This is a genomic window from Kitasatospora sp. NPDC056731 (assembly GCF_040687675.1).
GTDB lineage: Bacteria > Actinomycetota > Actinomycetes > Streptomycetales > Streptomycetaceae > Kitasatospora.
Map to the genome: position 1 here is coordinate 338,852 of NZ_JBFBNR010000001.1, position 19,352 is coordinate 358,203.

Sequence of the window (19,352 nt, forward strand, 5' to 3'; positions counted from 1 at the left end):
GTGATGTTGGGGCGAGAAGGCCCGGGAAGGCCGCCTCAAAGCCGCTGGCAGTGTCCCTGAGCGGTCCCTAGGCGTCCTCCCTCCCGGCCAGGGCCAGGGTCGAGCCGCGTCGCCCCTTGCGGACCAGGAGCTGGGCGGGGATGCGGGTGCGCAGGTCGGCGACGTGACTGACGATGCCGACCGCCCGGTCGCGTTCGCGCAGGCCGTCGAGGACGTCCATCACCTCCTCCAGGGACTGCTCGTCGAGCGTGCCGAAGCCCTCGTCGATGAACAGGGTGTCCAGCGGCATGCCGCCGGCCTCGTCGGTGACCACGTCGGCCAGGCCCAGGGCCAGGGCGAGGGAGGCGAAGAAGCTCTCGCCCCCGGAGAGCGTCGCGGTGTCCCGCTCGGTGCCCGTCCAGGCGTCGACCACCCGCAGGGCCAGGCCCGAGCGCTTGTTGCCGGTGCCCCGGTCGTCGCTGTGCACCAGGGTGTAGCGGCCGCCGGACATCCGGACCAGCCGGTCGCTGGCCGCCGCCGCGACCTGCTCCAGCCGGGCCGCCAGGACGTAGGACTCCAGACGCATCCGGAGCCGGTTCTCGGTGGAGGTGCCGGCGGCCAGCGCCGCGAGCCGGTTGATCCGCCCGTACCGGGCCAGCGCCGGGGCCAACTCGGCTGCGAGGTCGGCCAGTTGCCGACCGATCGAGGCCAGTGCCGCGCACCGTTCGTCGGCCGCCGAGCGGGCGGCGTGGGCCCGGCCCAGCCGGTCGGTGGCGGCGCCGAGCGCGGCCGCGGCGGCGGGCAGGTCGACCGGCGGACGGGCCGCGGCCGCGGCCAGATCGGGCAGCGCGAGTTCGTGCCGGACGGCGGCGGACTCCGTCCGGTGCCGCTCCAGTCGGGCTGCCAGCCGCTCGCGCTCCGCGCGGGGGAGCAGCACGGCCAGGGCCTCCTCGGGGCTCGGGAAGCCCGCTGCGGCGGCGGCCTCGGCGAGCTCGCCCTCGGCGTCCCCGAGCCGGGCCAGCGCCTGCGCGCAGGCCCGCGCGGCCTCGGCCACGGCGGCGACCCGCTCGACCAGCCGCTCCAGCGCGGCCGCCCGCGCGGCGACGGAGGCCGCCTCGCCCCGGGCCGCGGCCACCCGTGCGGCGAGCTCGCGCTGTTCGTGCTGGAGCGCCTGGAGCCGGTCGGTGCGGACGGCGGCGCGCTCCCGGGCCTCGCGCAGCTCGGCGAGCCGGCGGTCCCGGTCGGCCGACAAACGGGCGATCTCCTGCTCGACCCGGCCGAGCACCTCCGCCGAGTGCAGTGCCTCGCGGTGCTCGCGGTCCAGCTCGGCGAGGGCCTGCGCGAGCGCGTCGGAGCCCTCCGGCCCGGCTGCGCCGGTGGCGGTGGCCTCGCGGACCCGCAGCGCGGTGAGGGTCTGGTCCGCTGCCGTCCAGGCCTGTTCGGCGGCGGCCTGGGCCCGGCGGGCACGCTCCTCGTCGTCGGCGCCGACCCGGCCGTCGGCGGTCTCGGCGGGTGCCGGGTGTTCGGGTGAGCCGCAGACCCGGCACGCTTCGCCCGTGCGCAGTTGCTCGGCCAGCTCGGCGGCCATGCCAGCCAGCCGCCGCTCGCGCAGGCCGAGGCCGTACTCGCGGGCGTCCAGCGCGGCGGTGCGCAGGGCGGCGGCGCGCGGCTCGGCGGCGGCGATCTCGGCCCGCAGGCCGTCGCGCTCCCGGGCGGCGTCCAGGCGAGTGCTCAACTCGGACCGGCGGCCGTCGAGTTGCTCGACCAGCGCGCCCGCCGCCCGGGCCCGGTCCTGCTGCTCCTGGAGGCCGCCGAGCCGCGCGTCGTACTCGGCCAGCCAGTCCTCGGCCTCCTCGGCGAGCTCGTCGGCCCGCCGGCGCTCCTCGTCCAGGCTCCGCTGCTCGCGGGCGAGTTCGGCGCAGCGCCGCTCCTCCGCCCCGGCGGCCTCCAGCCGGACCAGCCCGGCCCGCAGTGCGCGTTCGGCCTCGGCCAGCTCGGCGGCCCCCGCTTCGGCGAGTGCCGGGCCCCCGGCGGCAGCGCTGCCCGCGCCGCCGTCGCCGGCCAGCACCTCGCGGTGCCGTCGCTCGGCCTCCCGGGCCCGCCGGTGCGCCTCGGTCGCGCCCTCGTGCAGCCGCAGCGCGGACTCCACCCCGACGGCCGCCTGCGCCGCCGCCAGCCGCCGGCCGTCCCGGGCCGCCTCGGGCTCGAACGCGGCCAGTCGGTCGGCCTGGAGCAGCGCCTGCCGGTGGCGGTGCTGCCGCCCGGCCAGCTCCTCGGCGGCCGCACGCTCGCCCTGGGCGGCGCGTTGCGCCTCCTCGGCGCCTGCCAGCGCGGCCCCGGCGACGGTGCGCTGCTCGGCTGCGCCGCTGCGCAGGATCGCCGCCCAGCCGAGCACCCCGGCGGTCAGGTCGGCGGCGTCCTCCTCGGCCGGCACCCAGCCCTCGGCGGGCTCGGCGCCCGGGCCGGCCGCCTGCTCGGCCTTGCTGGCGAGATCCCGCAGACGGCGACGGCCGGCCTGGACGGCGGCCTCCTGGACGCGCCGCTGCTCCGCGAGCCACCCCTCGACGTGCTGGAACCGCTCGGTGTCGAACAGCCGCCGCAGCAGCTTGCCGCGCTCCTCCGAGTCGCCCTTGAGGAAGCGGGCGAAGTCGCCCTGCGGCAGCAGCACCACCTGGCAGAACTGCTCCCGGTTCATGCCGATCAGCCGGTGGATCTCCTCCCCGGCCTCCTGGTGCGACTTGCTCACCGCCCGCCAGCCGGGCGTGCCGTCCCCCGCGTCGGCGGCCCACTCGCGCAGCAGGGTCTGCGGCCGCTCGACGGTGGTGCCGGTGCCGACCTTCTTCGGCCGCCGCTGCTCCGGCAGCCGGGTGATCTGCAGCCGCCGCCCGCCGAGCGTCAGCTCCAGCCGGACCTCGGTCAGCCTGCGCGCCTCGGCGTGGTCGCTGCGCAGCCGGTTGGCCCGCCGGGTGCCGGGGACGTCGCCGTAGAGGGCGAAGCAGACCGCGTCCAGCACGCTGCTCTTGCCCGCGCCGGTGGCGCCGCGCAGCAGGAACAGGCCGCCGGCGGCGAGCGCGTCGAAGTCGACGCTCTCGCTGCCCGCGAACGGGCCGAACGCGCTGACGGTGAGCCGGTGCAGCCTCATCGGGGCAGGTCCGCCTTCCGGTCGGTGGTCTCCCGGACGCTCTCGAACCCGGCGCGCAGCCAGCCCAGCTCGTCCGGCTCCGGCTCGGCACCCGGGCGCACGTGCCGCAGGAAGCCCTCGGCGATCTCCAGGTCGGCCCGGCCGCTGACCCGGGCCGCGTACGACCGGGAGGGCTCGGCCTCGCTCTCCTCGGGGTCGAAGAGCAGTTGGAGGGTGTGCGGGAAGCGGCGGCGCAGCTTCTCCATCGGCTCGCTCGGGCGGGCCGCGTCGGTGAGCGTCGCCTGTACCCAGGCCTGCTCGTACGGCGCGTACTCGTCCTTGGTGAGCAGCGCGTCGAGGCTGTCGCGCAGGGTGGCGAGCGGGCGCGGGCGCGGGCAGTCGACGCGCTCGGCGGCGACCGAGCCGTCGGCCGCGAGGTCGACCAGCCACATGGTCTTGCGCTGGTCCACCTCGGAGAAGGAGTAGGCGAGCGGCGAGCCGCTGTAGCGCAGGTGCGGGGCCAGGGTCTGGCAGCCGTGCAGGTGGCCGAGCGCGGCGTAGTGCACGCCGTCGAAGACGGAGGCGGGCACCGAGGCGACGCCGCCGACCGCGATGTCGCGCTCGCTGTCGCTCGCCGTGCCGCCGGTGACGAAGGCGTGCGCCAGCACCACCGCGCGGGTGCCGGCCGGGTGGGCCGCGAGATCGGCCCGGACCAGGTCCATCGCCGCGCCGAGCACCGCCGCGTGCCCGCCGCGCTCCAGCCCGAACCGCTCGCGCACCAGCGTCGGCTCCAGGTACGGCAGCCCGTAGACCGCCACCGGCCCGTGCTCGTCCGCCAGCAGCACCGGGGCGGCGCACTCGCCCGGGTCGGTGCGCAGGTGAATGCCGGCCCGGCCGATCAGCCCGGCGCCGACGCCGAGGCGGCGGGCCGAGTCGTGGTTGCCGCTGATGAACACCGTCGGCACGCCCAGCCCGGCCAGCCGGTGCAGCACGTCGTCGAACAGGGCGACCGCGTCCAGGCCCGGCAGCGCGCGGTCGTACACGTCCCCGGCGACGAGCACGGCGTCCACGCGCTCGGCCCGGACCACGTCCACCAGGTGGTCCAGGAAGGCGCGCTGGGCGTCGTGCAGGCTCTCCCGGTGGAAGGAACGGCCCAGATGCCAGTCGGAGGTATGCAGCAGTCGCACTACAGCGCCCCTACCTGCATGTTTGCCACTTCCATGTCCTCCGAGTCAGCACCGAGTCAGCACCGGTCACGCGGCCGGCGCCTGGTCAGTACCGAGTATCACAGGACCCACCGACAGAGCCCCGTCCATCACAGCCCTCAGCCTCTCACCCGCATCAGGGGACAGGCGGCCGCAGACGTCGGCGGTGATCCGGATCGTGGATCCCAAGGAAAATGGGTCGGGCCCCGCCTTCTCGGGTGGGGCCCGCTTTCCTTGTTTCACGAGGCCCCCGAGATTCGCCGCACAACTGGCGTTGATCGAATGTCTACTGGCCGCTGGTCCACTGTGAGAACTGACCCCTTCGAGTCCTTGGACAACCATAGTGATCAAGCGTGTAGTAGTTGGCGTAGCGGCAACTGCGCTGTTCAGCCTCGGTACCGGTGTGGCGCTTGCCCAGACGGGTGCGGAAAGCACGGCAGTCGTCACGGCTTTCCCTGCGACGGGTGCGGCCGTTCCGGTCGGCACCGAGGAGGCCCACGCTCAGGCCTCCGTGCCCGGACGGACCGGCGAGACCAGCACCGCCAACTGGCACTGGGTCAACGGCGGAGCACGCAACACCGTTGTGACTCCGGCGGGCTGGAGCGGCAAGCGCTTCGAGGAATGATATTTCGGGATTGCCCGCTGGTGCCCCTGCACCGGCGGGCATTTGCCGTAGTACGGCGCACCCGTTCACAGCTGGATCGTCGTCCAGAAGTGGTCCATCCAACTCGCTGCTTTTGCGGCCAGACCTACTGGTGCGCCCAAAGCTGCCGCCTATTGGGCTGTGTCTCCATGCGGCAGTCGCATGGTTCCCGACCTTAACGTCCGGTACTGACAATCCCGTCCGGATCGGGAGACCCGGGGGTCCCGGGACGCGCGTGTTCGATTACTTGGGGTGGATTGTCAGTGGCTCTGTGTATGTTCCTCGACGTCGGCGGTTCCGGGGTCGGAGCGGTCGGCGGTGTCCGGTGCTGGGCTAGTCGGTGGGAGGAACCATGCGGGTGTGGTCGTTGGGTCGTGAGGGCTCCGGGGTTGCGGAGCGTTGTGCGGGGCGTTGTGGGGGCTGCCGGGGTTCCGGGGCCGTCGATGTCTTCGGGGTCTTCGGGCGGTCGCGGGTCCGCCGGCGGGTGCTGCTGCGCGCCGGGCGGCGGGCCGGGGCGGATGGCGGGCCGGGTGCTCCCGGCGGGGCCCGGCCGTCCGGTGGTGACCGGCCGCCGGGAGGGCGTGCGGGTGGGGCCGGGGTGCGGGGGCGCCGCGGCGGGCGGGCCCGGGGTGCTCCGCCGCCGCAGCCGGTGGCGGTCGCGGTGGCGGCGGCTGCGTCCGACTTCGCCGGCCTCGCGCGGTACGGGCTGTTCGGCCGGCTCGCCCACCAGGAGTACCTGCGGCGCTCGGAGGAGCAGCTGAGGGCCCTGCACGCGCAGGGCCTGGAGGTGCACCTGCGGGTCCTGGAGGCGGGTGACTACGAGGACTACTGTACGGCGCTCGGCCTCGACCCCCGGACGCCCGCCGCCCGGGTCGCGTACGCGGGCGATCCGGAGCTGGCCGGGGAGCCCTTCGTCTACGCGGGGGAGCGGCTGGCCGAACTGCTCCCGGTCCTGCTGGACGACCACCGGGCGCGGGTGCGGATGTCCGTCGCGGGCGTGGCCCTGCTGGAGGCGGTCGGCGACGACCCGGACGGGCAGCGGCGGCTGGCGGCGGTGATGGGGTACGTGACGTCGGCCTACCTTGCGCTGGCCGAGGGCGCGGGGGAGGGCTGCCACCTGCTGACGCTGCGCTGCCACGGCCCGGAGGACGGTGAGCAACTCAGCTCGGCGGTGGAGGTCTGCGTGGAGGCGGGCGGCCTCTACCCCGCCGGGCGGGACACCGAGGCGTTCTGCGTGACGCTGGCGGCGGGGGTCGCCGGCGGCGGGGCGGGGGCGCTGCTGCTACACGGCGATCCGGGCGTCCCGGCGCCCGGGGCCTCGGCCTCGGACGGGCCGTGGGTGCGCGGTTGGGCGCTGGCCGGCGGGCGGTTGCGGCCGATGACGGTGCACGAGGTGTTCGACGAGCTGGCCGACGACGCCGCGCGCGGGCTGCCGTTCCCGCCCGGGGTGGTCCCGCGGCCGGGCTTCCCGCTGCCGGGCTTTTCGGAGCCCGCTTCCCCGTCGGAGGAAGGGGGTGGGCCGCTGGGGTGATCAGGGGGTTTCCACCCCTGCCATCCACCATGCGGCGCTGGGGACTGTTCATCGACCGCCTGTTCGGGGAAGATTCGGAGAAGATCAACAGCAGGAGCGCGCGGTGCCCCACGCCGCCGCTCCGGCCGCTCCGCTCCGTACCGTGCTCCGCAGGTCCGTCCCGCGCACTGCCGGTCCGGCGAGCCCGACAGCGAGAGGGGGACGCATGAGCCGGATCGAGTACAGCGCGGAGATCGCCGAGCTGCTCGGCAGGGTGCGCCGGCGTCCCACGGCGGGGTGGCCGTGGCGGCCGGGTGAGCAGGTGCCCGAGGGGCTACCGGTGAAGCAGTCCTGGGGGTGGCTGTTCGCTCCGGACGGGCGGGTGCTGACCCTGGTCAACCCCAGGGACGGGATCTGCTCGCTCCCCGGCGGCTCGCTGGAGCCGGAGGACGCCGGGGATCCGGCCTCCGCGCTGGCCCGGGAGGCGGCCGAGGAGGCCCAGGCCGTGATCGGCCGACCGTACTACCTCGGTTACCTCTACGACCGGGTCGGCTCGGCCAACGGCGGGCACGAGTGCGCGCGGGTCCGGATGGCGGCGGCGCTGCGCGCGGTCGGCCCGAGCGCGGCCGACCCGGCCTCCGGCCGGCACTACCGGCGGCTGCTGGTCGCGCCCGGACTCGCCGTCGAACTGCTCGGCTGGGGCGCGCCCGGGCTGCGCCAGGCCCGGGTGGCGGTCGCCACCGCCGCCCGCCGGCTCGGCGTGCCGGTCGCCGCGAACGAGGCGATCGAGGAGCTGCCGGTGGAGGGCTGCGTGGTCTTCCCCGGCGCCGTCTACCCGGATGCCGGTTACCCGGAGGCCGTCCACCCGGATGCGGTGTGCCCGAGCGAGCCTCACCCGGGCCTCGCGTAGCCGGAGGAGGGGCTGCCGGGTGACGGCGCCGTCCGCCTGATCCACGGTCAGGGCTTCGAGCTGGAGTCCGCGTGCGCCGGAGTCCGCGTGTGCCGGAGCCCGCGTGCGCTGACGCCCTTGCGTGAGAAGTCGGTTCGCGCGGAGTCGGGTCGTGTCGTGCCGGTTCGCGCCGTGCTGTGCCGTGGCGAGCCCCGGCGCGACGCGACGCGTCGTACGGCGGGGTGGCCCGGCGATGGCCGTGTCGTAACGGTGTCCTGGCCGTGCCCTGACTACCAACTGACCACTCGCTGACTTTTTCACCGACCACCGTCTACGCGCGATGACCGACGCCGGTCGGCGTACACCGGCGCTGACCAGCGCCAACTCACGCCCTGTGGCCGATGGTTCACTTCTGCGTTGTCGGACTGCCCGTCAATGTCCTTGGCATGACCGCTTCCCGGTTCACCTACTGCCTGGTATCACTTCTGTGACCCATACCACACCAGGAGGTGCCATGCTCCGTCCAGCGCGCGCCATGTCCGTTGCCGCGATAGCGGCTCTGCTCACTCTGACCACGTTGTTCACCGCTTCATCCGCGAATGCGGCGAGCGTCAACTACGTCGCCCTCGGGGACTCCTACTCCGCCGGTGTCGGTGCTGGCAGCTACCTGAGCGACAGCGGCAACTGCAAGCGAAGCACCAACGCCTACCCGTACCTGTGGAAGAACGCGCACTCGCCGTCGTCCTTCTCGTTCGTCGCGTGTTCCGGCGCCAGAACCGGAGACGTCCTCAGCAACCAGATCTCCGCGCTGAGCTCCAGCACCACGCTGGTCAGCCTGTCGGTCGGCGGCAACGACGCCGGCTTCGCCGACACCATGAAGACCTGCGTGCTGGAGTCGGACAGCACCTGCCTCAGCGCCGTCAGCGCGGCCCAGAACTACGCCCGCAACACCCTGCCCGCCCAGCTGGACAAGGTGTACTCGACGATCCACACGAAGGCGCCGAACGCCCACGTGGTGGTGCTGGGTTACCCGCACCTCTACAAGATCGGCGGCAGCTGCATCCTCGGCATCAGTGACACCAAGCGCGCCGCGATCAACGGCGCCGCCGACGCGCTGGACGAGGTCATCGCCAAGCGGGTCGCCAACGCCGGCTTCAGCTTCGGCGACGTGCGCAGCATCTTCACCGAGCACGAGATCTGCGGCTCGCTGACCACCTGGCTCAACAGCGCCACCCTGCCGGTCGACGAGAGCTACCACCCGAAGGCCGCCGGCCAGTCCGGTGGCTACCTCCCGGTCTTCACCCAGTCGTAACGGCTTCGCGCCGGTAGGCCACCGCATCGGCAGGCCCGTCACATCGGCAGGCCTGTCACATAGGTGGGACCGTCGCATCGGTAGGCCGTCGCTCCAGGGCGCCCGCCGAACCCGGCACGCGGGCCGTCGGCCCCTCTCCCCGAGCGCGGGGAGAGGGGCCGACGGCATTCGTGCGTCTCAGTCCCGGGCCGGACCGGGCCGGAGCGGCGGGAACGGGATCCCGGCGAGCGTCGGGAGCAGTTCCGCTTCCTCGTAGTCGAGGTGCGCCTCCAGCTCGGCCGACATCCGGTCCAACTCGGCCCGGAGCCGGTCCGGTTCGGTGACCTCGATCCCGGCCGGCAGTGCCACCAGCTCCTCCTTGATCCGCCCGATCACCAGGTGCTGTTCGCCCAGCTGTTCCAGCACCCCGGCCAGCTCCGGGTGGTTGCGCGCGAGCGCGGGGAAGATCGCGGCGTCCTCGCCGCTGTGGTGGTGCGTCAGCCCCTCGCAGAAGGCGAGGCAGTGCTGGCGCAGTTGGAGTCCGAGGCCGGCCGGGCGGCCCGCGACGTGCGAGTGCGCCTCCTCCCGGACGTGGCGCAGCTGCACACGCAGCCAGGTGTGCGCCTCCAACAGCTTGTCGGCGAGGCTGCGCACCTCGCGCACGGGTGTCTCGGGCCGTTCCAGGACGACCACCGGCAGTTCCCGGTCGGTGTTCGCCTGGTAGTCGCCGTACCCGGGCGCCTGCCGGACGACGGCCGCGAACAGCCGCTCCCGGCGGGCGCCTTCGGCGGGTACGGCGATCACGTCGAACGCCTCGGAGCCGAGTTCGACCCGGACCACCGGTCGGGCGAGCAGGTTGCGGTACCACTGCGGATGGTCCGGCGCCCCGGCGGCGGAGGCGACGACCAGGAGCAGTCCCTCGGCCCGGACGTACCCGAGCGGCACGGTGTGCGGCTTGCCCGACCTGGCCCCGGCGGTGGTGAGCAGCAGCAGGTCGCCGCCCTCGAACGGGCCGCCGACCCGCCCGCCGTTGGCCCGGAACTCCTCGACGACGCTCTGGTTGAACTGGTTGACATGGTTCGTGGACATGGACATAGGTGTGGGTGAAGTCTCCTACAGGGGTTGGGAGTCACGGCCACACGCGGTGCATGGGCGCGCACGCGGACACCACGGTGACCGCCTACGTCAGATCAGGGCAGCGGAGAAAGTACTCATCGCGCATCGTCCCTCGGATAAAGGTGCTCGCTCGGCTGCCGGCCGGCCCACTACTCTGTGGCCGGCGCCGCGCTGCACGCCCCCATTAGAGCCACGCGCGGACGCCCTGTCAACGAGCAAGATCGCCGCCGAAAGATCCCCGACGCGGGGCCGCCGACGCGGATTCGCCGACACGGGATCGCCGATGAAGGGAAGTGAACGCCGTCGTGGAGCGCATCGTCGACCTCGACCACGCCGCCGAGCGGATCGCCGCCCGGGCCGTACGCTGGCGGGCCGCCGGTCTGACGGTCGGCGCGCTCACCTGGCGCGACGCCCTGGCCCCGTGGCCGCAGCCGCTGGAGACGGACCGCGCCCGCGTCACGGACCCGGACTCTGTCGGCGTCCAGGTCGTGGACCCGCTGTCCGGTGGCGAACTGCACGTGGTGCTGTTCCGTGGCGGCTGGGCCGACGTCGAGTACCTCGCCGCCGGCTGGGAGGAGCAGGACGACGCCGAGGGCGGCGTGATCCCGGCCAACGATTTCACCGGCGCCGCCGATTTCGACGAGCGCCTGCGCGGCTGGATGGCGCACGTCTTCGGCTGAGCCCGGCCGCCGGTGGACGGGAGCCCCGCGAGTGGGTGCCCCCGTCGGCGGGCTCCCTGGGGAGCCCGCCGACGGCGACGCGTCAGCGCAGGTAGTCGACCAGGCCGGCCGGCTTGAGCCCGGCCGCGTCGGCAGCGGCGAGGGCGCGCTGGAGATCGGCGGCGAGGGTGTCGGTCCAGTGCATCAGGACGACGTCGCCCGGCTGCAGCAGGCCCGGGTGCCAGATGTTGGACGCGCCCCAGCTGAAGTCCGCGTCGGCGGTGAGCACGGTGCGGATGCCGCAGTTGGCGGCGGCCTGAAGGGTGTCGGCGTTCCAGGCGAAGTACGGCGGGCGGAAGGCCACCGGTGTGGTGCCGAACTGGCGGGTCAGGGCGTCGCGGGCGTCGCAGATCTCGATCTGCTGCTGCTCCAGCGGCAGTTTGCTGAGGTCGGAGTGGGAGACGCTGTGGTCCTGGATGGAGGAGCCGGGTACGGCCGTGACGCGCCGGAAGAAGTCGGGGTCGGTGCCGGCCGGCATCGGCAGCGGGAAGGCGGTGATCGGCAGCCGGTGGTCGGCGATGACTTTCTCCGCCTCGGGGGTGCGCTGCCAGCCGTCGTCGACGGTGAAGAAGACGACCTTGTCGCTGGTGGGCACGGATCCGGCGGCCACGGCCGGGGCGGGTGCGGGGCCGTCCACCCGGACGTCGTCGACCGAGAACGGGCCCTGCTGGTACCAGCCGTGGACGTAGAGCCGGACGCTGTGCGCGTTCGGGCCGGTGGTGAACCGGGTGGTGAGCTGCTGCCAGCCGCCGCCGGTGGTCTCGGTCCAGGCCGGGGCGACGTCCCTGCCGGTGCCGGTGGCGCCCAGGTAGACGAAGGCGCCGCGGACCCAGGCCGAGGCGGTGTAGGCGGTGTTGGGCTGGACGGCCACGGTCTGCGCGCACTCGCCGGTGGAGTCGGCGGTGGCCGGCGTGACGGTGAGCGCGGAGGCGCCGGAGTGTGCGGTGGTGGTGGTGACGGCGGCTTCGGCCGGGCCGCCGGTGCAGTTCCAACCGGGGACGGCGCCCCAGGCGGAGAGGTCGGGGGCGGGCAGTTCGAAGCCGGGGTTGGTGGCCAGGTTGACGGTCGGGCCGCTCGGGGTGCTCGGGCCGGCCGGGGCGGGCCCGGGGGTGGCGGAGGCCGCCGGGGCGGCGAAGGCGGTGAGCAGCGCGACGGAGGCGGCCAGCGCGGACAGGCGCGCAGACGGGCGCGTGGACATCGACACGAGAGGACTCCTGCATGTGGGGGACACGCCCGTGGGGAGGGCGTGGCGGAATCGGAACCCTGGAACCGGAACCCTGGAACCGGGCCCGTGGGGCGGGCCTCTGGAACCGGGCTCGCGGGACCTGGGTGCTCCCGGAGGGGCGGGAGCGGATGGTGCGCCGCACTCGGACCGAGGAGAAACAATGGACTGGACCAATCAGCCCGTCAAGGGAACGGCCGGTGAACCGAAGCCCACCGCACCTGCCACAAAAGGGACGAGACGATCCGTCAGGGGACGTACAACTCCGCGATGTCATCGGCGTAGTACTCGGCGATCGCCGCCCGACGCAGCTTCAGGGAGGGTGTCAGCAGCCCCTGGTCCTGGCTGAACTCGCGGGGCAGCAGCCGGAACGCGCGGATCGACTCGGCCCGCGACACCGCCGTGTTCGCCGCCGCCACCGCGCGCTGGACCTCGGTGTGCAGCTGCTCGTCCGCGAGCACCGCCCACGGGTCCAGCTGCTCCAGCCCGTGCGTCTTCAACCAGTGCGCCAGCGCCGCCGGGTCGAGCGTGATCAGCGCGGCCACGTACGGGCGGTCGTCGCCCACCACCAGGCACTGGGAGACCAGCGGATGCGCGGCCACCCGCTCCTCCAGCGCCGACGGGGCCAGGTTCTTGCCGCTGCTGGTGACGATCAGGTCCTTCTTGCGGCCGGTGATGGTCAGGTAGCCGTCCTCGTCCAGCCGGCCCAGGTCGCCCGTCCCGAACCAGCCGTCGATCAGGGACTCCGCCGTGCACTGCGGGTGGTTGAGGTAGCCGCCGAAGACCGAGCCGCCGCGCACCCAGACCTCGCCGTCGTCGGCGAGGGCCACCGACGAGCCCGGCAGCGGGTGCCCGACCGTGCCCAGCTTCTGCCGCCCGATCGGGTTGGCGGTGATCGCGGCGGACGTCTCGGTCAGCCCGTAGCCCTCGTACAGGTGCAGGCCGGCGCCGGTGAAGAAGAGGCCGAGTTCGCGGCGTAGCGCGGAGCCGCCGCACATCACGCTGCGCACCCGGCCGCCGAGTACGGCCCGCAGCCGCTGGTAGACGGTCCGCTCGTAGGCGAGGTGGCGCAGCCGCAGCTTGGGGCTGGGCCCGGGCCCGCGCCCGAACGCCTTCTGCTCCCGGGCGGCGGCCCAGTCGACGGCCACCTGCCGGGCCTGTTCGAAGAGTTCGCCGCGCCCGGCGTCCACGGCGGCCCGCCGGGCCTGCTGGAAGATCTTCTCGAAGACGTACGGGACGACGTGCAGGAAGGTCGGCCGGAAGGACTCCATCGCGGGCAGCAGGGCGTCGGTGGAGACCTCGGGGACGTGCCCGATCCGGAAGCCGCCGCGGATCGCCGCGACCTGCACGGCCCGTCCGTAGACGTGTGCCAGCGGCAGGAACAGCAGGGTAGACGGCTGTCCGCCGCCGGTGTCGTGGAAGGCCTCCCGCCAGCCGCCGAGCAGCGCGTCGGCCTCGGCGGCCAGGTTGGCGTGGGTGATCAGGCAGCCCTTGGGGCGGCCGGTGGTGCCCGAGGTGTAGACGACCGTGGCGACGTTCCCGGCCGTGACGCCGAGCCGCTGGCGGTGGACGAGCGAGTCGGGCACGTCACGGCCGTCCTCGGTGATCGCGGCGACGCAGTCGCGGTCCAGCTGCCAGATGCCGGTGAGGTCGGGCAGCGCGTCGCAGACCGCGCCGACCGTCATCGCGGCGTCCTCGTCCTCGACCAGGCAGGCCACCGCCTGGGTCTCGGCGAGGATCCAGCGCACCTGCTCGGCCGCCGCCGTGGGGTAGACCGGGACGGTGATCGCGCCGATCGACCAGAGCGCGTAGTCGAACAGCGTCCACTCGTAGCGGGTGCGGGACATCAGGGCGACCCGGTCGCCGTAGCGCACGCCCCGGGTGAGCAGGCCCTTGGCGAGGGCGAGCACCTCGTCGCGGAACTCCCGCGCGGTGACGCCCCGCCACTCGTCCCGGTGCCCGAACCGGTGCCCGTCGCGGTGCTCGGCCCAATGCTCGGCGGAGTCGGCGGGGCCCGGCGGGCCGACGCGGCGGGCCAGCTGCACCAGGTCCGGTGTGCGTTCGGCGGTGTCGTACAGCGAGTCGGCGAGTCCTCCGGTGGCCTCGGGCCCGGCCACGGCGGGGGTGGTGAACTCGCGCACATTCCCCCCGTTGGCGTCTCGCGGCGGCACTGCCCGCGCCGGTGCCGGAACCGGTGTCGGCGCCGGAGGCCGTGGCGGCGGTGCCGGGCCGCGCAGGTGGAGCGAAACTATCGGATCGGCCTGTCACTGCCCAGGGTTGTGACCGTGACGCGACGAGATCGGCACCGGTCCCTGCGGAAGGTGTCGCCGCCGAGGAGGAACCGCGTGCGTTCGGTGACCGGGCAAACCAGGCGGAGGTGGATGATTCGGACGCGAGCCCGCAGTGACCGGGATTCGATCCTGACGTGTGCGGGGCAAGCCGGGGAAGTGGACTGGTACGACCCTCGAACGAGTGGTCAGGGCGTAGTAGGCTCTCGCAGACCTGCGACCGGGGGCCTCCCGGCCAGGCCCGATCCGACGACGCACCATCCACGCCGACCAGCCCCGAAGCCGATTCCCGAAGCCCGCACCCGAACTCTTTCCGAAGCCCTTTCCCAAGCCTTTTCCGGCCGAGCCCCGCGGCTCCTCCGAACCGCTCCCCGTCCGCGCCTGGCACTTCCCGACCGAGGACTCCATGCGTCTGCGCAGCAGCTCGATCCGCGCGAAGATCATCGCGCTGCTCCTGGTGCCCATCGTCGCACTCACCGCGCTGTGGGTGTACGCGACCTTCGCCACCACCGGAGACGTCTGGGGCCAGCTGGAGATCAGCCGTACGTACAAGGAGTTCGGGACCCCGGTCGACCGGTACGCCGACGATCTGCAGAACGAGCGCCGCGCGGCCGTCCAGCGACTGGCCGTCCCGAACTCGCAGGTCGCCGCGGACGCCTACGAACACGCCAAGGCCGCCACCGACCGCAGCCTCGACGTCCTGCGGCAGAAGAAGGACCACGCGGGCGGCAAGCTCTCCAGCTCCCAGCGCGGCCGCTTCCTGCAGATCATCGCCGCCGCCGACCAGATCGGACCGCTGCGCGCGCAGGTCGGCCGCTCCGCGCTCAACTGGGAGTTCGCGCTGGGGCAGTACAGCGACTTGGTCAAGCCGGTGTTCGGCTTCCGGTCCGCCTACGTCGCCCGGCAGAGCGGCCAACTCCCGCGGCAGGGGACCATCCTGATCGAGCTGGTGCGCGCCCGCGAGTACCTCGCGCAGGAGGACGCGGCGATGGAGGGCCTGCGCGGCGGCGCGGCCAAGCCCACCGCCGAGCAGTACCAGGTCGCCCTGGACGCCCTGCACAACCAGCAGGCCCTGTTCACCGTCTACATCGCCGAACTCGAACCCGCCGACCAGTCTGACTACATCGCCCTGCGCGGCGGCGAGGCCTGGGCCGCGCTGGCCCGCGCCGAAGCGGACTTCGTCGGCGCCGGCGGCCCCGAGCGGGTCGCCCAGGCGATCAACGGCGACTCCTGGCGGGAGACCGCCGACCGGGCGCTCGGCGACCTCACCTCGATCAACGCCCGGATCGCCAACGGGATCGGCGAGCGCGAACGGTCCGCCGCGATCGGGCTGCTCTGGCGCGGCGGCATCGCCGGTGCGATCGGTCTGGTCGCGGTCGTCCTGTCGGTGCTGATCTCCTTCCGGATCGGGCGCGGCCTCGCCCGCGAACTGATCGGACTGCGCAACGCGGCCAACGAACTGGCCGGCGCCCGGCTGCCCTCCGTCATGCTGCGGCTGCGCCGCGGCGAGGCGGTGGACGTCGCGGCCGAGGCACCCGAACTGCGCTTCGGGGCGGCCGAGATAGGCCAGGTCGGCCAGGCCTTCAACGCCGTCCAGCGGGCCGCCGTCGAGGCCGCCGTCGAACAGGCCGAACTGCGGCGCGGCGTCTCGGCGGTGTTCGTCAACCTCGCCCGGCGCAGCCAGGTGCTGCTGCACCGCCAGCTCACCCTGCTCGACACCATGGAGCGCCGCACCGAGAACCCGACCGAGCTGGCCGACCTCTTCAAGGTCGACCACCTCACCACGCGCATGCGGCGGCACGCCGAGGGCCTGATCATCCTCGCCGGCGGCTCGCCCGGGCGCGCCTGGCGCAAGCCCGTCCGGATGGTGGACGTGGTCCGCGCGGCGGTCGGCGAGGTCGAGGACTACGCCCGGGTGATCGTCCGGCCGTTCCCCGGCACCGGCCTGCTCGGCAGCGCCGTCGCGGACGTCACCCACCTGATCGCCGAACTCGTCGAGAACGCCGCGGTGTTCTCCCCGCCGACCACCCAAGTCACCGTCCAGGGTGAGGTGGTGGCGCACGGATTCGCGCTGGAGATCGACGACCGCGGGCTCGGGCTGAGCGATCAACTCCTCGCCGAAACCAACGAACGCCTCGCCGTGGAGCAGGAGTTCGACCTCGCCGACACCGACCGGCTGGGCCTGTTCGTGGTCAGCCGGCTGGCCCGGCGGCACGGCATCCGGGTCCACCTGCGCCCGTCCCCGTACGGCGGGACGACGGCGGTCGTGCTGATCCCGCGCGAACTGCTCGCCGAGGCGCCGGACGGCCTGCCCGAACCGCCGCCCACCGGACAGCGCTCCGCCCCGGTCCGGCGTGGACAGCGCGACCTGGTCGCCGTGCCTGCGCTCGGCGGTGGCGGTGGCGGTACGGCGGAGGGCGCGGTTCGGGCCGCTGCCGGCTCTGCCGTCGGTGTCGGCGCCGGCGCCGGTGCCGGGTCTGTGGCCGGTTCCGTTGCGGGGGAGGACGAGCGGCACCGGGGCAGCGGCGGTCCCCGGCCGTCCACGCCCGAGCCGGCCCGGACACCGGGCGGGCTGCCGCGACGGGCCTCGCGGACCAAGGGCGGGCCGGTGCTGGTGCCCGCGCCGCCCAGGGAGGCCGAGGACGGTGCGGGGACGGGGCGCCACCGCCGGGACGAGCCGACCACGGCCGCTCCCGTCGTCGACGGGCCCGCGGACCCGCCGTTGGTCGCAGGCCCGCGGACCGAGGGTGGGCTGCCCCGGCGGGTCCGGCAGGCGAACCTCGCGCCGCAGCTCAAGGAGCAGCTGAAGGAGCGCCTCCGGGAGCGGGCCGACCACGGGCCCGAGGACGAGGCCGCCCTCGCCGCCCGACGGGCCCGGGAGGCCCAGGAGGCCGAGCGGGCGCGCGAGCGCTCGCCCGAGGAGGCGCGGGCCACCTTCGCCTCGTTCCAGCGCGGCTTCACCCGAGGGCGCGGCGCCGCCACGCCCGGGTCGGCCCCGTCGAGTGCCCGGCCCGCCGCCGTACCCGCCTGGCAGCCGCCGGACCCCGCCCGGCGGGCGATCAGTCCGGCACCCGCCCCGGCGGCGCTGTCCGCGCCGCCGGACGGTGCCCGGGCACCGCTCGCCCGTCGGGTGCCGGCCGGCTCGCCCGTCCGACGGAACCCGGCAAACCAGGCACCATCGGCAACACCTGCCCCATCGGCAACACCCGTACCAACAGCACCACCTGCACCACCCGCTCCATCGGAAGGAACTGATTCATGACCACTTCGACGCAGCCGTCCGGGGACCTCAACTGGCTCCTGGACGACCTGGTGGGGCGCGTCGCGGCCCTGCGGCACGCCGTGATCCTCTCCAGCGACGGCCTGGCCACCGGCGCCTCCCGCGACCTCGACCGCGAGGACGCCGAGCACCTGGCGGCCGTCGCGGCCGGATTCCACAGCCTGGCCAAGGGCGCCGGCGGGCACTTCAAGGTCGGCGGAGTCCGCCAGACCATGGTGGAACTGGACGAGGCGTTCCTGTTCATCACGGCGGCCGGTGACGGCAGCTGCCTGGCCGTGCTGAGCGAGGCCGAGGCCGACATCGGCCAGATCGCCTACGAGATGGCGCTGCTGGTCAAGCGGGTCGGCGAGCACCTGGCCGCCGAGCCGCGCACCGAAGCCGCGCCGCCGGGGAGATGAGCGGTCCGATGGCGGATCCGAAGGCTGAGGCGGCGGGGCCGCCCGAGTCGTCTGGCTCGGGCGGCTCGGACGTGTCGGCCGGGGCGGTGGTGGAGCAGGCGGGCCAGGACGGGGCCGAGTCCGACCTGCTCCACCCGCGTGCCCCTGCCGACGACCGCTGGTTCGACGACGAGGCCGGCCCGGTCGTGCGGCTCTACTCGATGACCCGCGGCCGCACCCGGCCGGTCGAGGACGGCCTGTTCGACCTGATTTCGCTGATCACCGCCGCCGAGCCCGGGCCGAACGCGGGGGCCGTGCCCGCGCACGTCCTCGACCCGGAGCACCAGACCCTCCTCGCCTGGTGCCGCCGCGAGCCGCTGTCCGTCGCCGAACTCGGCTCCTACACCGACCTGCCGGTCAGCGTCGTCCGGGTGCTGCTCGGCGACCTCTACGACGCCGAGCTGATCAGCGTCACCCGACCCGTTCCGCTCGCCGAGCTGCCGGACGAGCGCCTGCTGCGAGACGTGATCAATGGACTCCGTGCGCTCTGACCACGACGGCCGCGCCGCTGCCGGCGGTACCTCTGCCGCCGGTACCCCTGGTGGCGGCACCCCCGGCGGCCACGGCTCCGGCGGTCGCGCCAACGACCCGCGCTGGCGCGGCGGCCCGGCCGTCGCGGTGAAGATCCTCGTCGCGGGCGGCTTCGGTGCGGGCAAGACCACGCTGGTCGGCTCGGTGAGCGAGATCCGGCCGCTGCGCACCGAGGAGGAGCTCAGCGAACTGGGCCGCCCGGTGGACGACACCTCGGGCGTGGAGGCGAAGCGCACCACCACCGTGGCGATGGACTTCGGCCGGATCGACCTGCGGCCCGGACTCGCGCTGTACCTGTTCGGCACGCCCGGGCAGGACCGGTTCTGGTTCGTCTGGGACGAGTTGGCCCGCGGCGCGCTCGGCGCACTGGTGCTCGCGGACACCCGGCGGCTGGCCGACTGCTTCCCGTCGGTCGACTTCTTCGAGCAGCGCGGCATCCCGTTCGTCGTCGCGGTGAACTGCTTCGACGGCACCGAGCGGTTCTCCCCGGACGAGGTCCGTGACGCGCTCGACCTCGACCCGGACATTCCCGTGCTGCTGTGTGACGCGCGCCTGCGGGAGGACGGGAAGGAACTCCTGGTCGCGCTCGTCGAGCACGCCGCCACCCGTCGCCACCGCGGCGCCCCGGCCCGGACCTGACGCCGCCACACCCCGGGCAGAGCGCTGCTGGGACCCGGTCTGACGACACCGCGTCCGGGTCTGATGCCTCCGCGCTATCGGTCCGGCACTGCACCCGCACAGAGGCTTCACAGAGCCTCCGAGCCTCCCGACGTCTCATTCGGTTGTCCGCATCCCGGACGTCCGGTGTGCCGAAGGTTGCCTAGACCGGCCCGGCGTGGAAGGCTCTGGGCACGAAAGCCGCCCGGCCATGCCGTCGGGAGGGCCGGAAACGTTCCGTTCACGAAGGCGCGCATCGACGACGACGCGCCGTCGTGCAGAGCAAGGGGGAGGGCAGCAGGATGACCGTCGGCCAGCGACGCGCCACGACCGATCCCGCCCCCGTCACGCCGGTGCTCACCGTCCGCCGCTACATCGACCAGGCGCTGATCTGCAGCGCCTGTTGTCGGTGACCGGCCGGCCCCTTCCCGGTACGTCCCTGACGCTCCCGGCCCACCCGGCCG

At 74.1% G+C, this 19,352-nt stretch carries 15 protein-coding genes; 10 read left to right on the forward strand and 5 right to left on the reverse strand.

Annotation, left to right across the window (positions count from 1 at the left end):
- Positions 1-67: 67 nt before the first annotated feature.
- Entirely contained in the window at positions 68-3,121 is a 3,054-nt protein-coding gene (locus AB0R04_RS01465; protein WP_363367076.1) for an SMC family ATPase, read from the reverse strand.
- Positions 3,118-4,287, reverse strand: a complete 1,170-nt coding sequence (locus AB0R04_RS01470) for an exonuclease SbcCD subunit D (RefSeq protein ID WP_363367078.1) — start codon at positions 4,285-4,287, stop codon at positions 3,118-3,120. Before AB0R04_RS01470 ends, AB0R04_RS01465 begins: the two co-directional genes overlap by 4 nt.
- Positions 4,288-4,648: 361 nt before the next feature.
- Here AB0R04_RS01470 and AB0R04_RS01475 point away from each other — a divergent pair, with 361 nt between their 5' ends.
- The 4 genes from AB0R04_RS01475 to AB0R04_RS01490 all read left to right on the forward strand — a co-directional run bounded on the left by AB0R04_RS01475 (position 4,649) and on the right by AB0R04_RS01490 (position 8,659).
- Entirely contained in the window at positions 4,649-4,930 is a 282-nt protein-coding gene (locus AB0R04_RS01475; protein ID WP_363367080.1) for a hypothetical protein, read from the forward strand.
- Between the two features lie 679 nt (positions 4,931-5,609).
- Positions 5,610-6,479: a hypothetical protein gene (locus AB0R04_RS01480; protein WP_363367082.1), complete on the forward strand. Its 870-nt coding sequence runs from the start codon at positions 5,610-5,612 to the stop codon at positions 6,477-6,479.
- 205 nt (positions 6,480-6,684) lie between these two features.
- Positions 6,685-7,368, forward strand: a complete 684-nt coding sequence (locus tag AB0R04_RS01485) for a hypothetical protein (protein ID WP_363367084.1) — start codon at positions 6,685-6,687, stop codon at positions 7,366-7,368.
- 514 nt (positions 7,369-7,882) lie between these two features.
- Positions 7,883-8,659 carry an SGNH/GDSL hydrolase family protein gene (locus AB0R04_RS01490; RefSeq protein ID WP_363367352.1) on the forward strand — a complete coding sequence of 259 codons (777 nt, stop codon included), beginning with the start codon at positions 7,883-7,885 and terminating at the stop codon, positions 8,657-8,659.
- 177 nt (positions 8,660-8,836) lie between these two features.
- Here the strand turns inward: AB0R04_RS01490 and AB0R04_RS01495 are convergent, their stop codons facing one another.
- A complete protein-coding gene (locus AB0R04_RS01495) occupies positions 8,837-9,733 on the reverse strand; it encodes a nitroreductase/quinone reductase family protein (protein ID WP_363367086.1) in 897 nt (298 codons plus the stop codon).
- A gap of 314 nt (positions 9,734-10,047) precedes the next feature.
- On the opposite strand from AB0R04_RS01495, the gene AB0R04_RS01500 reads away from it, so the two are divergent.
- On the forward strand, positions 10,048-10,434 hold the full coding sequence (locus tag AB0R04_RS01500) for a hypothetical protein (RefSeq protein ID WP_244293498.1): 387 nt from the start codon (positions 10,048-10,050) through the stop codon (positions 10,432-10,434).
- A gap of 82 nt (positions 10,435-10,516) precedes the next feature.
- Here the strand turns inward: AB0R04_RS01500 and AB0R04_RS01505 are convergent, their stop codons facing one another.
- On the reverse strand, positions 10,517-11,671 hold the full coding sequence (locus AB0R04_RS01505; RefSeq protein WP_363367354.1) for a polysaccharide deacetylase family protein: 1,155 nt from the start codon (positions 11,669-11,671) through the stop codon (positions 10,517-10,519).
- 272 nt (positions 11,672-11,943) lie between these two features.
- Entirely contained in the window at positions 11,944-13,836 is a 1,893-nt protein-coding gene (locus AB0R04_RS01510; protein WP_363367088.1) for an AMP-dependent synthetase/ligase, read from the reverse strand.
- Positions 13,837-14,389: 553 nt separating this feature from the next.
- Here AB0R04_RS01510 and AB0R04_RS01515 point away from each other — a divergent pair.
- The 5 genes from AB0R04_RS01515 to AB0R04_RS01535 all read left to right on the forward strand — a co-directional run bounded on the left by AB0R04_RS01515 (position 14,390) and on the right by AB0R04_RS01535 (position 19,301).
- Positions 14,390-17,245, forward strand: a complete 2,856-nt coding sequence (locus AB0R04_RS01515; RefSeq protein WP_363367090.1) for a nitrate- and nitrite sensing domain-containing protein — start codon at positions 14,390-14,392, stop codon at positions 17,243-17,245.
- Positions 17,242-17,661: a roadblock/LC7 domain-containing protein gene (locus AB0R04_RS01520; protein ID WP_063349983.1), complete on the forward strand. Its 420-nt coding sequence runs from the start codon at positions 17,242-17,244 to the stop codon at positions 17,659-17,661. The genes AB0R04_RS01515 and AB0R04_RS01520 overlap by 4 nt, the downstream gene beginning before the upstream one ends.
- Positions 17,662-17,669: 8 nt before the next feature.
- Entirely contained in the window at positions 17,670-18,191 is a 522-nt protein-coding gene (locus AB0R04_RS01525; protein ID WP_363367092.1) for a DUF742 domain-containing protein, read from the forward strand.
- 127 nt (positions 18,192-18,318) lie between these two features.
- Complete coding sequence (locus AB0R04_RS01530) at positions 18,319-18,870, forward strand: ATP/GTP-binding protein (RefSeq protein WP_363367356.1); 552 nt, start codon at positions 18,319-18,321, stop codon at positions 18,868-18,870.
- Between the two features lie 293 nt (positions 18,871-19,163).
- The gene (locus tag AB0R04_RS01535) at positions 19,164-19,301 is read left to right on the forward strand and encodes a hypothetical protein (RefSeq protein ID WP_363367094.1); all 138 of its coding nucleotides are present in this window, start codon (positions 19,164-19,166) and stop codon (positions 19,299-19,301) included.
- Positions 19,302-19,352: the final 51 nt, after the last annotated feature.

What these genes read in the sequence shown, in the direction of transcription:
- AB0R04_RS01465 (WP_363367076.1), bottom strand. Translation starts at nt 3,121, where the DNA reads ATGAGGCTGCACCGGCTCACCGTCAGCGCGTTCGGCCCGTTCGCGGGC.
- AB0R04_RS01520 (WP_063349983.1), top strand. Translation starts at nt 17,242, where the DNA reads ATGACCACTTCGACGCAGCCGTCCGGGGACCTCAACTGGCTCCTGGAC.
- AB0R04_RS01485 (WP_363367084.1), top strand. Translation starts at nt 6,685, where the DNA reads ATGAGCCGGATCGAGTACAGCGCGGAGATCGCCGAGCTGCTCGGCAGG.
- AB0R04_RS01525 (WP_363367092.1), top strand. Translation starts at nt 17,670, where the DNA reads ATGGCGGATCCGAAGGCTGAGGCGGCGGGGCCGCCCGAGTCGTCTGGC.
- AB0R04_RS01505 (WP_363367354.1), bottom strand. Translation starts at nt 11,671, where the DNA reads ATGTCCACGCGCCCGTCTGCGCGCCTGTCCGCGCTGGCCGCCTCCGTC.
- AB0R04_RS01495 (WP_363367086.1), bottom strand. Translation starts at nt 9,733, where the DNA reads ATGTCCATGTCCACGAACCATGTCAACCAGTTCAACCAGAGCGTCGTC.
- AB0R04_RS01515 (WP_363367090.1), top strand. Translation starts at nt 14,390, where the DNA reads ATGCGTCTGCGCAGCAGCTCGATCCGCGCGAAGATCATCGCGCTGCTC.
- AB0R04_RS01490 (WP_363367352.1), top strand. Translation starts at nt 7,883, where the DNA reads ATGTCCGTTGCCGCGATAGCGGCTCTGCTCACTCTGACCACGTTGTTC.